At 73.0% G+C, this 12,560-nt stretch carries 10 protein-coding genes; 6 read left to right on the forward strand and 4 right to left on the reverse strand.

The genetic code is table 11. The annotated features are described in order from the left end of the window. The first annotated feature begins 101 nt into the window (after nt 1-101). The 3 genes from ACH4DX_RS03740 to ACH4DX_RS03750 all read left to right on the forward strand — a co-directional run bounded on the left by ACH4DX_RS03740 (nt 102) and on the right by ACH4DX_RS03750 (nt 2,231). Nucleotides 102-1,178 (forward strand): exo-alpha-sialidase, encoded by a 1,077-nt coding sequence (locus ACH4DX_RS03740; RefSeq protein WP_398153857.1) that lies wholly within the window; start codon nt 102-104, stop codon nt 1,176-1,178. Nucleotides 1,179-1,224: 46 nt separating this feature from the next. After that, nucleotides 1,225-1,929, forward strand: coding sequence for an NADPH-dependent F420 reductase (gene npdG, locus ACH4DX_RS03745; protein ID WP_398117463.1), 705 nt, complete (start codon nt 1,225-1,227; stop codon nt 1,927-1,929). A 104-nt stretch (nt 1,930-2,033) separates the two neighbouring features. Then, entirely contained in the window at nt 2,034-2,231 is a 198-nt protein-coding gene (locus ACH4DX_RS03750) for a hypothetical protein (protein WP_398153858.1), read from the forward strand. On the opposite strand, the gene ACH4DX_RS03755 is transcribed toward ACH4DX_RS03750, so the two are convergent. Beyond that, a complete protein-coding gene (locus tag ACH4DX_RS03755; protein WP_398117467.1) occupies nt 2,221-3,018 on the reverse strand; it encodes a site-2 protease family protein in 798 nt (265 codons plus the stop codon). The genes ACH4DX_RS03750 and ACH4DX_RS03755 overlap by 11 nt on opposite strands. A gap of 208 nt (nt 3,019-3,226) precedes the next feature. Between ACH4DX_RS03755 and ACH4DX_RS03760 the strand changes: the two genes are divergently transcribed. Beyond that, nucleotides 3,227-6,676, forward strand: coding sequence for an AfsR/SARP family transcriptional regulator (locus tag ACH4DX_RS03760; RefSeq protein ID WP_398153859.1), 3,450 nt, complete (start codon nt 3,227-3,229; stop codon nt 6,674-6,676). A gap of 10 nt (nt 6,677-6,686) precedes the next feature. Here the strand turns inward: ACH4DX_RS03760 and ACH4DX_RS03765 are convergent, their stop codons facing one another. From ACH4DX_RS03765 to panB, 3 genes are all read right to left on the reverse strand, one after another. Continuing rightward, nucleotides 6,687-7,541 carry an ABC transporter permease gene (locus ACH4DX_RS03765; RefSeq protein WP_398153860.1) on the reverse strand — a complete coding sequence of 285 codons (855 nt, stop codon included), beginning with the start codon at nt 7,539-7,541 and terminating at the stop codon, nt 6,687-6,689. After that, entirely contained in the window at nt 7,538-8,581 is a 1,044-nt protein-coding gene (locus tag ACH4DX_RS03770; RefSeq protein ID WP_398117472.1) for an ATP-binding cassette domain-containing protein, read from the reverse strand. Before ACH4DX_RS03770 ends, ACH4DX_RS03765 begins: the two co-directional genes overlap by 4 nt. Nucleotides 8,582-8,897: 316 nt before the next feature. Next, complete coding sequence (panB, locus tag ACH4DX_RS03775) at nt 8,898-9,779, reverse strand: 3-methyl-2-oxobutanoate hydroxymethyltransferase (RefSeq protein ID WP_398117474.1); 882 nt, start codon at nt 9,777-9,779, stop codon at nt 8,898-8,900. 287 nt (nt 9,780-10,066) lie between these two features. Between panB and ACH4DX_RS03780 the strand changes: the two genes are divergently transcribed. Together ACH4DX_RS03780 and ACH4DX_RS03785 are read left to right on the forward strand one after the other, a co-directional pair. Further along, entirely contained in the window at nt 10,067-11,674 is a 1,608-nt protein-coding gene (locus ACH4DX_RS03780) for an MFS transporter (RefSeq protein ID WP_398153861.1), read from the forward strand. Nucleotides 11,675-11,772: 98 nt separating this feature from the next. Continuing rightward, nucleotides 11,773-12,378 carry a TetR/AcrR family transcriptional regulator gene (locus ACH4DX_RS03785; protein WP_398117477.1) on the forward strand — a complete coding sequence of 202 codons (606 nt, stop codon included), beginning with the start codon at nt 11,773-11,775 and terminating at the stop codon, nt 12,376-12,378. The last annotated feature ends 182 nt before the right edge of the window (nt 12,379-12,560 follow it).

Here is a 12,560-nt window from a genome sequence, read left to right on the forward strand (position 1 = left end):
CCGGTCGCACTGGGACGACCGGGAACACCGGGCAGGCCGCGGGCGCTGTGGGCCCTGAGAGCGCTGGGAGCGCCGGGAGCGCAGGGAGCGTCGGACGGGCCGTGACGGTGGAGACATCCGTCCCGTTCCGCGCGGGGGACGGAGGCTACGCGAGCTTCCGCATCCCCGCCGTCGTCGTCGCGCACACCGGTACCGTCCTCGCCTTCTGCGAGGGCCGCGTCGGCTCGCAGGAGGACTTCGGGAACATCGACGTGGTCCTGAGACGGTCCGTCGACGGCGGCCGCACCTGGGGTCCGCTCCAGGTCGTCGGCGCCAACGGCGCCGACCTCGCGGGGAACCCCGCCCCCGTCGTCCTCGGCACCGGGCGGATCCTGCTCGTACAGATCAGGAACGCCGCCGATGCCACCGAGAACGCCATCCGGCGCGGTGGCGTGGCCGCGGCGGACGGCCGCCGCGTCTGGGTGCAGCACAGCGACGACGACGGCCTCACCTGGTCGACGCCGCGCGAGATCACCCAGCAGACGAAGGAGCCCCACTGGCGGTGGTACGCGACCACGCCCGGGCACGCGATCCAGCTGAGCGGCGGCCGGATCGTCGTCCCCGCCAACCACTCGCTGCCCCCCGCGGGCAGCGACGTCGGAACGGAGGGCCGGTACAACGGCGGGCACTGCCTGCTGAGCGACGACCTCGGCGAGACCTGGCGCATCGGGTACGTCGACGACAACCCCGACGGCTACGTCAACGTCAACGAGACCACCGCGGCCGAGCTGCCCGACGGCCGCGTCTACTTCAACACCCGCAACGACTCGCCCGCCCCCGGCACCCGCGCCGACGCCCACTCCCACGACGGCGGCGAGAGCCTCGCCAAACCCTTCCGGCCGCAGGCCTGCCTCACCGGACCCGTCGTCGAGGGCAGCGTGCTCCAGCTGCGCGACCCGGACGTGCTGCTGTACTCCGGGCCCGCCGACCCCGGCTTCCGCGCCGTGATGTGCGTCCGCGCCAGCTTCGACGGCGGCACCACCTGGCACGTCGCACACACGGTCGACGGGTTGCCCGCCGCGTACTCCGACCTCGTCCGCGTCGACGCGGGCACCCTCGGACTGCTCTACGAGACCGGGGACTTCAGCGCCTACGAGACGATCACCTTCCGGCGCGTACCGCTGTACCTCCTGAACTGACCCGCCGGTCCGGCCGGGCGCAAGCGCGCGGACGTAGGGTCTGACCATGACTTCCACGGAAAGTGCGCAGAAGGCTCCGGCCAAGGACCCCTGGGACCTGCCCGACGTGTCCGGGCTCGTCGTGGGCGTGCTCGGCGGCACCGGCGACCAGGGCCGCGGCCTCGCCCAGCGGCTCGCCCGCGCGGGCCAGAAGGTGATCATCGGCTCCCGCGCGGCCGAGCGGGCCGCGGCCGCCGCCACCGAGATCGGCCACGGCGTCCAGGGCCTGGACAACGCCGAGTGCGCACGGCGCAGCGACATCGTGATCGTCGCCGTGCCGTGGGACGGGCACGCGAAGACCCTCGAAGGGCTGCGCGAGGAGCTGACCGGCAAGCTCGTCGTCGACTGCGTCAACCCGCTCGGCTTCGACAAGAAGGGCGCGTACGCCCTGAAGCCGGAGGAGGGCAGCGCCGCCGAGCAGGCGGCCGCGATCCTTACCGGGTCCCGGGTGACCGCCGCGTTCCACCACCTGTCCGCGGTGCTGCTCCAGGACGAGTCGATCGAGGAGATCGACACGGACGTGCTGGTGCTCGGCGAGAGCCGCGCCGACACCGACGTCGTGCAGGCACTCGCGGCCCGCATCCCCGGCATGCGCGGCGTCTTCGCGGGCCGGCTGCGCAACGCCCACCAGGTGGAGTCCCTCGTCGCCAACCTGATCTCGGTGAACCGCCGCTACAAGGCGCACGCGGGCCTGCGCGTCACCGACGTCTAGCACCGCGTACGGGCCCGTCGGCCACCGCGTACGGGCCCGTGCGGGGCATGGGGGACACTGGTGCGGTACGTCCGCCCGGATTGCCGCACCCAGGAGCGCTCCCCATGCCCCGCCTCGCCCTCTACGCCCTCGTCGTCTGCGTCCTGTCCGTCGCCGCCGCCGTGGTCTCCTTCGCCCAGGGCAGCTGGCTCGGCATCGTGTGGGTGCTGCTCGCGGGGCTCTCGTCCAACATGACCTGGTACTACGCCCGCCGCGCGAAGGCCCTGCGGCAGCGGGACGCGGCCGCGGCCGCTAGCCGCTGATCGCGGGGATGTCCGGGGTGCCCAGCCAGAAGCGGTAGAGGCGCTGGCCCCAGTAGGTGTCGAAGTCCGTGACACCGAGGCCGCGCAGGATCGCGTCCACCGCGTCGAAGAACGCGTGGTTGACCTCGGGGATCCACAGGACGCCGAACACCGCGAGCAGGCCGAACGGCGCGAACGGCTCCACCTGGCGGCGGACGGCCGACGGCAGCCACGGCTCGATCACGCCGTAGCCGTCCAGGCCCGGGACGGGCAGGGAGTTCAGGATCGCCGCCGTCACCTGGAGCAGCGCGAGGAACGCGAGCGCGTAGCGGAACGTGTCGGGCACGCCGTCCAGGGCGTCGAGCCAGAACGGCGCGGTGCACACGACCGCGAACAGCACGTTCGTCAGCGGGCCCGCGGCCGAGATGAGGCTGTGCCGCCAGCGCCCCCGGATGCGGCCGCGCTCGATGAACACCGCGCCGCCGGGCAGTCCGATGCCGCCCATGACGACGAAGAGCACCGGAAGCACGATGCTCAGCAGCGCGTGCGTGTACTTCAGCGGGTTGAGGGTCAGATAGCCCTTCGCGCCGATGGTGATGTCGCCGCTGTGCAGGGCGGTACGGGCGTGCGCGTACTCGTGCAGGCACAGCGAGACGATCCAGGCCGCCGTCACGAACAGGAAGACGGCGAAGCCCGGGTTGTCGGCGAACCCGGTCCAGGCCGCCCAGCCGGAGGCCGCGGTGACCGCGGCGATCCCGAGAAAGACGGGGCTGACCCGACGGTCGCTCCGGGTGGGGGCGGTGGTCATGCGGCTCCTTCGTACGGGCCGGAATGCGCTGCTGCGGCGAGGCTACCGCCCGCACCCGGACGGGCAGCCGGTCCGCGCGTCCTCCCCCGGCTTCCCGCCCCTCCCCATCCCTCCCCATCCCTCCCCATCCTTCCCCTTCACGGGCCCCGGTGGCCGACGGGTGGGCCCTGCGCGGTCCCCGAGTGCGGCGACCGGCGACAATGGGGGCGTGCGATACCGCGTTCTGGGCGTGACCCAGGCACAGCGCCCCGACGGCACCAAGGTGCCGGTCGGCGGCGCCCGCCTGCGCGCCCTGCTCGCGGCTCTCGCCCTGCGCCCGGGCCGCACCGTCCCGGTGCACCTCCTCGTCGACCAGGTCTGGGGCGACGCACCCCCCTCGGACGCCACCGGCGCCCTCCAGGCCCTGGTGGGCAGGTTGCGCAGGGTCCTCGGCGCCGACGCCGTCACCTCCGCCGAAGGCGGCTACCACCTGCGCGCCGCCCCCGACGACGTGGACGCCCACCGCTTCGAGCGCCTGGTCGGCGAAGGCACCCGCGCCCTCGCCGACGGCGACCCCGCCGAGGCCGCAGCCCTCCTGGACGACGCCCTCGCCCTGTGGCACGGCGAGGCCTTCACCGACCTGCCGGACCACACCGCGGAGGCGGCCCGCTGGTCCGCCCGCCGCCTGGACGCCAGGCGCGCGCGGTGCGCCGCCGACCTGGCCCTCGGCCGTGCGGACTCGGCGCTGCCCGAGCTGACCGCCCTGTGCGACACCCACCCCCTGGACGAGGCCCTCCAGACCCTGCGCCTGCGCGCCCTGCGCGACGCCGGCCGCACGGCGGAGGCCCTGGCCGCGTACGACGACGTACGCCGCACCCTCGCCGACCGCCTCGGCACCGACCCGGGCCCGGAGCTGCGCGCCCTGCACGCGGAGTTGCTGCGCCCGGACGGCGGGGACGGGGACCGGAGCCGGGGCGGGAACGGGGAGCGGGACCATGACCGGGGCGGGGACCGTGGCGGGGGCCCGGGACGAGGCGAGGTCCCGGGGCGTGACCGGGAGGCGGTAAGCGCTGCCGAGCGGCCCCCTCCCGGCGGCGCGCCGGAAGCGGCGACCCCCCGCACGGCGCCCGGGCCACCCGCCAGAACCCCCGCCCAGGGCAACCTCCGCGCCCGGCTCACCTCCTTCGTGGGGCGGGCCGGGGACATCGGCGCGATCCGGGCCGACCTGGGGCGGGCGCGGCTCGTGACGCTGACAGGACCCGGCGGGGCGGGCAAGACACGGCTCTCCCAGGAGGCCGCGGAGTCGGTCGCCGACACCGTGCCCGACGGGGTGTGGCTGGCCGAACTCGCGCCGGTGGACGACCCTGACGACGTGCCGGAGGCCGTCCTGACCGCCCTCGGCGCGCGCGAGACGGTGCTGCGGGGCGCGGGCGCGGAGGAACTGCGCGCGGCGGCGGAACGCAAGGCCGCCGACCCCCTGTTCCGGCTCACCGAGCACTGCGGACCGCGCCGCATGCTCCTCGTGCTCGACAACTGCGAGCACCTCGTCGACGCCACCGCGGGCCTCGTGGAGCGGCTGCTCGCCGAGTGCCCCGGAGTCACCGTGCTCGCCACGAGCCGCGAACCCCTCGGCGTTCCCGGCGAGTTGCTGCACCCGGTGGAACCGCTGCCGGAACCCTTCGCGCTGCGGCTGCTCGCCGACCGCGGGGCGTCCGCGCGGCCCGGCTTCCGGATCGACGACGACGCCCCCGCCGCCGCCGAGATCTGCCGCCGCCTGGACGGCCTGCCGCTCGCCATCGAACTGGCGGCGGCCCGGCTGCGGATGCTCACCCCGCGCCAGATCGCCGACCGGCTCGACGACCGCTTCCGGCTCCTGACCAACGGGGCCCGCACGGTGCTGCCGCGCCAGCAGACCCTGCGTGCCGTCGTCGACTGGTCCTGGGACCTCCTGGACACCGCCGAACGGTCGGTCCTGCGCCGCCTCTCGGTCCTCGCGGGCGGCTGCGACCTCGCGGCGGCCGAGGCCGTCTGCGCGAGCGGCGACGTGGACGCGCGCGACATCGCGGGCGTCCTCGGCTCCCTCGTCGACAAGTCGCTCGTCGTCGCCGCGCCCGCCGCGCACGGCGACGTGATGCGCTACCGGCTCCTGGAGACCGTCTCCGAGTACGCCGCCGAACGCCTGGACGAGGCGGGGGAGCGGGGCGCGGCGGAGCGCGCGCACCTCACCTACTTCCGGGAGTTCGCGAGGACCACCGACCCGAAACTGCGCGGGCACGGGCAGCTCGCGGCCGTCGCGGCGTTCGAGGCGGAGTACGAGAACCTGCGCACCGCCCTGCGCCGCGCCGTCGCCGCCCGCGACGAGCAGGAGGCGCTGTGCCTGGTCCTCTCCCTGGCGTGGTTCTGGATCATCCGCGACCTGCGCCAGGAGGCGAGGAACTGGACCAGGGACGTGATGGCGCTCGGCCCCGACCCGTTCGCCCCGCCCGTCACCCCCGCCGCCCCGCTGTACACGCGCTGCACGGACACCCCGCCCCCGCTGTCCGGCGAGGTGCTCCTGGAGGCCCGCCGGGGTGTGCACCTCATCCAGCTGTCCTGCATGGACATGGACCCCTCCGACTGGCGGACCCCCGAGGCCGCGCGGAAGCTGAGCGCCATCAGGGACACCTACCGGCCAGGGCTGCCGCAGACCTGCCGCAGCCCGGGCAGCCTGTGGTTCTTCGCCATCCTGATGACCGGCGACGTGGAGCGGCTGCGCCGCCTCATCGACGAGACCGTCACCGCCTGCCGTGCGTACGGCTTCACCTGGGAGCTGGCGGGCGCCCTGCAACAGCGCGCCAACATCCTCGCCAACCGCACCGACTGGGCCGGTGACGCCCGCAGCGACGCGGACGAGGCCCTGGAGATCTACACCGGGCTCGGCGACGCCTGGGGCACGGCCGAGGCCCTGTCCTCACGCGGCGAGGCGCACGAGCGGCGCGGCGCGTACCTGCGGGCCGCCGCCGACTTCCGCGCGGCGATCGCGCACGCGACGGAACTCGGCGCGTGGGCGCAGGTGTCCCTGCTGACCGCACGGCTCGGCACGGTCCTGGTCGAGGCGGGCGAGGCCGAGCGCGGTGAGGCGCTGCTGCGGCAGGTCGTGGGCGACGCGGGCAACCGTCTGAACGGGGCGCTGCCCGCGGCCCGGCTCTTCCTCGTCGGCCTGCTCGGCCGCACCGGCCGCACCGCCGAGGCCCGTGAGCAACTGGCGCGCCTCAAGGAGGAGTTCACCGCCTTCGGCTTCGCGCTCTTCGAGGGCTTCGTGTGCGGTTCGCACGCCTGGCTCGACACCGTCGACGGCCTGTACGAGCGGGCGCTCGGCTCTGCCCGCGAGGCCGTGGAGAAGGCCGCGGACCCCTTGGCGCGACTGGTCGCGCCGCAACTGCTCGCCGTGCACCTCGCGACCCTGGCCAGGGCGCTCGTCTGCCATGACGCCGGCCGCGCCGCGGCCGCGGCCCGGCTGCTCGCGGTGGCCGACGCGCAGCTGCCGCCCGGTCACGTCCCCGTCGCCCTGGAGCGGGAGATCCGGGGCGGCGCCGAGCGCGCCACCCGGGCGGCGCTCGGCGACGCGGGCTACGCCGCCGCCTACGCCGAGGGCGACGGCCTCACATGGGAGCGGGCCGTCGCCTCGGCGGAGCTGTGACCCGAGGGGGTCACGTCTTGGTGCGGAACTTGTGGATCGCGATCGGCGCCATGACCGCCGTCAGGGCGACCGACCAGATCAGCGTCACCCACACGTCGTGAGCGATCGGCGTGCCGCCGTTCATCAGGCCACGGGCCGCGTCGGCCAGCGACGACAGCGGGTTGTAGTCCGTGAACGTCTGGAGCCAGCCCGGCATCGACTGCGTCGGCGCGAAGATGGACGAGCCGAACTGGAGCGGCATCAGGACGAGGAAGCCCATGCCCTGGATGGCCTGGGCGCTCTTCATGACGACACCCATCGTGAGGAAGATCCACATCAGGCCCACGCCGAAGGCCATGGCCAGACCGACGGACGCGACGAAGCCGGGGACGCTCTCCACGGTGAAGCCGATGCTCAGCGCGACGATCATGAGGATGCCGGTGGCGACCAGCATCCGCAGGAGCTCCACCACGATCTTCGCGACCATCACCGAGGAACGCGCGATCGGCAGCGACCGGAACCGGTCCATCACGCCGGTCTGGAAGTCCTGGTTGAAGCCCGTGCCCACACCCATGGCCATGTTCATCCCCATCATGGCCATGAGGCCGGGGATCACGTACTGGACGTACTCGTCGCGGCCGCCGCCGAGCGACTGGCCGACCGAGCCGCCGAAGACGTACACGAACAGGAGCGTGAAGACGATCGGCATGAGCACGGCGTCGATCATCGACTCCATGTCCGCCTTGATCCACAGCAGATTGCGGCGGACCAGGGCGGCGGTGTGCCGGACATGGCCGCGGGGGCCGATGCGGGTGTCGGCGCCCGCCTTGCCGACGGGGCTGTCGACGGGCGCCGCGGGGGGCGCCGGGGCCGTGGTGGCGCTCATGCGGCGACCTCCTCGAAGTCGGTGGCCTTCGTGGACGCGGCGTCCTGCGACTCGCCGGCCTTGTGGCCGGTGAGGGACAGGAAGACCTCGTCGAGGCTGGGCAGTTCGGTGGCGATGTCGGCGAGCGTGATGCCGCGCGCGGTGAGGGTGCCCACGACGGCCGTGAGCTGCTCGTCGCTGAGGATCGGCACCAGGACCACGCCGGTCTCGTCGTCGACGGTGGTGGTGGCGAGGCCGGTGAGGCCCGACTCGTCGAGGGCCGCGGCGGTGGGGCGCAGCTGCGCCGGGTCGGCCGGGCGGACGCGCAGGGTGCGGCCGCCGACCTTCGCCTTCAGCTCCTCGATGCGGCCGTTCGCGATGACCTTGCCGCGGTCGACGACCGTGAGCTCGCTCGCGAGCTGCTCGGCCTCTTCCATGTACTGCGTGGTCAGCAGGACGGTGACGCCGTCACCGACCATGCGCTTGACCTCGTCCCAGACCTCGTTGCGCGTGCGCGGGTCGAGGCCGGTCGTCGGCTCGTCGAGGAACAGCACCGCCGGGCTGCCGATCATGGACGCCGCCAGGTCCAGGCGGCGGCGCATGCCGCCCGAGTACGTCCGCGCGGGACGCTTGGCGGCCTCGGTGAGCGAGAACCGCTCGAGCAGGCCCTCGGCCCGGGAGCGGGCCTCCTTGCGGGGCAGGTCGAGCAGGCGCCCGATCATGTACAGGTTGTCCCAGCCGGTCAGCTTCTCGTCCACCGAGGCGTACTGACCGGTGAGGCCTATCACGCGGCGCAGCTGGCGGGGCTGGCGCACCACGTCGTACCCGGCGACGACGGCCGAGCCGGAGTCGGGGGTGATCAGGGTGGAGAGGCAGCGCACGAGCGTGGTCTTGCCGGCGCCGTTGGGCCCGAGGACGCCGAGGACCGTGCCCTCGCGGACGTCCACGTCGACGCCGTCCAGCGCCTTGGTCTCGCCGTAGTGCTTGACCAGCCCCCGTACCGAGACGGCGTTCGCCGCTCCGCCGGTCACCCGTTGGGGCTTGTTGTCGATTTCTGTCATGCCGTACATGAGAGCAGTCGCCACCGACAATCCGCCGACAGCCGACCGACAGCGGCAGGAGCGGGAAGCGACAGGAGGTCGGTGGGCACGGTGACAGGGGGGTGGAGAACGCCACGAAGCGGCACATGACGCCTCATGATCAAGATGGCGTGAAGTCGCCCCGGAGGCGCGGGTTCCGTCACAGGCGAACGGAAGCGCCGGGGTGGAGGGCAGCCCGCCGACGGGGGACGGCCGGCGGGCTGCCGTTGGTGCCGCGATGGTTCAGGTCGGCCGTGGGCACCGGCACGCGGTGTCGGCGCCCACGGCACGGGTTCCGCTAGTGGACGGCGTGCTCGGGGGCCGGGAACGCGGCGCCCACCACGTCCTCGGCGAAGGCCTTCGCGGCGTCGCCCATGACGCCGCGCAGGTCCGCGTACTGCTTCACGAAGCGCGGCATCCTTCCGCCGGTCAGGCCCAGCATGTCGGTCCACACCAGGACCTGGGCGTCGCAGTCGGCGCCCGCGCCGATGCCGACCGTCGGGATGTTCAGGGACCGGGTGACCTCGGCGGCCAGCTCGGCGGGCACGAGTTCGAGCACCACCGCGAAGGCGCCCGCGGCCTCGGCCGACTTGGCGTCCCTGAGCAGCTGGTGGGCGGCCTCCTCGCCGCGGCCCTGGACGCGGTAGCCCATGGTGTTCACCGACTGCGGGGTGAGCCCCAGATGGGACATGACGGGGATGCCGGACCGCACGAGCAGCTCGGTCTGGGCCAGCGAGCGCTCCCCGCCCTCCAGCTTCACCGCGCCGACACCGGCCTCCTTGACCAGGCGGGTCGCGGACCTGAGGGCCTGGACGGGACCCTCCTGGTACGAGCCGAAGGTCAGATCGGCGACGATCAGGGCACGGCTCGTGCCGCGCACGACGGCCGAGGCCATCATGGTCATCTCGTCGAGGGTCACGGGCACGGTGGTGTCGTACCCCAGGTGGCAGTTGCCCGCCGAGTCGCCCACGAGCATGACCGGGATCCCGGCCTCGTCGAAGACCGACGCGGTCATCGCGTCGTACGCGGTGAGCATGGGCCACTTCTCGCCGCGCTCCTTGGCGGCGGTGATGTCGCGGACCGTGATGCGGCGTGTGCCCTTGCCGCCGTACAGCGCCTTGCTGCTGTCGGTCTTCCGCTCCGTGGAAGCGGGGCTCTGGGCAGCCGAAAGCTGCGTCATCGCAACGGCTCCTTCTGTCGTCTCGAGGCGCCCTGACGGCGTCCCCGGATCACGTCCATGGTGGCATCGCGTGCCGCCTTGCGGCTAGGGGATGTTTTTTCGGCCATTTCCGGCTCGGGCGGAGGCCTGGCGGGTTCTGGTCTCCGGAAGGGCGCATTCCGCAGAGTGGACGCAGCTGTTCCGCGGAGTGGACCGGCTGCCGGGCCGGGTGACGGTCAGGGAAAGCCGCGGTAAAGCCTTTCCAATACGAGACGGTCTCGTATCGAAATGCCCCTACGCTCGGATCCATGACCACACCTGCCGTCCCCGACGCGCCCCGCATACCGGAGGCGGTCCACCGGCGCCGCTGGGCGATCCTCGGTGTCCTGATGCTCAGCCTGCTGATCGTCGTCCTGGACAACTCGATCCTGAACGTCGCCATCAAGACCATCTCCACCCCGGAACCCACCGGCCTCGGCGCCACCCAGAGCGAGCTCGAGTGGGCCATCAACTCCTACACGCTCGTCTTCGCCGGACTGCTCTTCACCGCGGGCCTGCTCGGCGACCGCGTCGGCCGCAAGAAGGTCCTGATCGCCGGGCTCGCCGTCTTCGGCATCGGCTCCGCGCTGGCCGCCCAGTCCGGCTCACCGGTCGAACTCATCGCGTTCCGCGGGGTGATGGGCCTCGGCGCCGCCTTCGTGATGCCCGCCACCCTCGCCGTCCTCATGAACGTCTTCGAGCGCGAGGAGCAGCCCAAGGCCATCGGCATCTGGGCGGGCGGTGTCGGCCTCGCCGTCGCGATCGGACCGATCACCGGCGGCCTGCTCCTCGACCACTTCTGGTGGGGCTCGGTCTTCCTCATCAACGTGCCGATCGTGCTCGCCGCCATCGGACTGATGATCGCGCTCGTCCCGGACTCCAGGGACCCGAAGCCGGGCCGCGTCGACCTGGTCGGCGTCGTCCTGTCCGTCATCGGCCTCGTGCTGCTCGTCTACGGCATCATCAAGGGCGGCCAGCTCGCCGACTTCACCGATCCCGCAGCCCTCGCGACGATCCTCGCGGGCGTCGCCGTGCTCGCCGGTTTCGTCTGGTACGAGAAGCGCAGCGAGCACCCGTCCATCGACATCTCGTACTTCAGGAACCGCGTCTTCTCCGCCGCCATCACCGCCATCGCGCTCGTCTTCTTCGCGCTGATGGGCGTGACGTTCTTCGCCGTCTTCTACACCCAGAGCGTGCGCGGCTACTCGCCCCTGAAGACCGGTCTGCTGATGCTGCCGCTCGCCGTCGCCCAACTGATCTTCGCGCCGCGCGCCCGGCTCGTCGTCGACCGCTTCGGGGTGCGCGCGGTGTGTGCGGGCGGGCTCGGGCTCGTCGCCCTCACGCTCGTCGGCTTCACCCTCCTCGACGCCGACACGCCCATCTGGGTCCTGGAAGTCATCTTCTTCCTGATGGGCGCGGGCATGGCGCACATCATGACGCCGACCAGCGTCGTCATCATGCAGGCCCTGCCGCGCGAGAAGGCCGGCTCCGCGTCGGCGCTCAGCAACACCTTCCGGCAGGTCGGCGGGGCGCTCGGCATCGCCGTGCTCGGGTCCGTGCTGTCCACCGCCTATCGCGGGGGCGTGGAGGACGAGCTGAAGGTGCTGCCCGCGGGGGCGCGGCACACCGCGGGGGAGTCGATCGAGGCGACGCTCGGGGCCGCCGGGCGGCTCGGGGGCCGCGGGGACGCGCTCGTCGCCTCCGCCAACGACTCCTTCCTGCACGCCATGCACATCACCGCCCTGTGCGGGGCGGGGGTCGCCCTCGTGGGTGTGCTCGTCGTGTCCCTGTACCTGCCCGGCAAGGCGCGCAAGGACCTCTCCACGCCCGCCGGCGCGTCGGCCCCGGAGGAGGACCGGGTGCGCGCCGACCGCTGACCGCGCCCGCACGGGTGGGCACGGCCACCGACCGGCGGAGCCGACACATCCGACCGGGGAGAATGCGGGGGACGCACACCGCTAAGGAGTCGTGACACGTGGAGCAGGGGCGGAACGCCAAGGGGGCGCGGGGGCGGCCCCGCAGTGAGGCCGTGGAGAGGGCCATCCTCGAAGGCGTGGTCAAGCTCTTCGAGGAGGGCATCCCCCTCGCGGACATCTCCGTGGAGCGCATCGCCCGCACCGCGGGCGTGGGCAAGGCCACGATCTACCGCCGCTGGAGCGGCAAGGAGGAGATCTTCGTCGACGTCCTGCGCGGCCTGGAGGAGCCCCCCGCCGTCCTGCCGGGCACCTCCATGCGCGACGACCTCGTGGTCCTCGTCGAACGCATCCGCCGCCGCGGCCTGAGCATGCGCTCCTCGGCACTCCTGCACAACGTGTTCGCACAAATGAAGAGCCTGCCGAAGCTCTGGGAGGTGTACCACGAGACGGTGATCGAACCGCAGCGCCGCATCGTCAGGGACGTCCTGAGCCGCGGCGTCGAGAACGGCGAGCTGCGTGCGGACGTCGACCTCGTGCTCGCCAACGAACTGTTCGTCGGCCCCATGCTGGTGCGCGCCGTGATGCGCCCGAACGACCCGCTGGACGACGACCTGGCGGTGCGCATCGTCGACGCGGTCCTCGAGGGGATGCGTCCGCAGAAGTGAACCGGCGGTGCCCGGCGTGGCGTTCACCACGCCGGGCACCGGGTCGATGTGCGCGTTTTGTCACAGAGGTCACCCCCCGCACACACATACGGAACCCCGTGAGCGCTCCCGTTCGTCCTCGTCCCCGTACGGCCGTCCCCGGACGGCGGGGACGACACCGGATCATCGCCTAGGGTGCTGAG

Source organism: Streptomyces sp. NPDC017940 (assembly GCF_044328435.1).
In the GTDB taxonomy this organism is placed as follows: Bacteria; Actinomycetota; Actinomycetes; order Streptomycetales; family Streptomycetaceae; genus Streptomyces.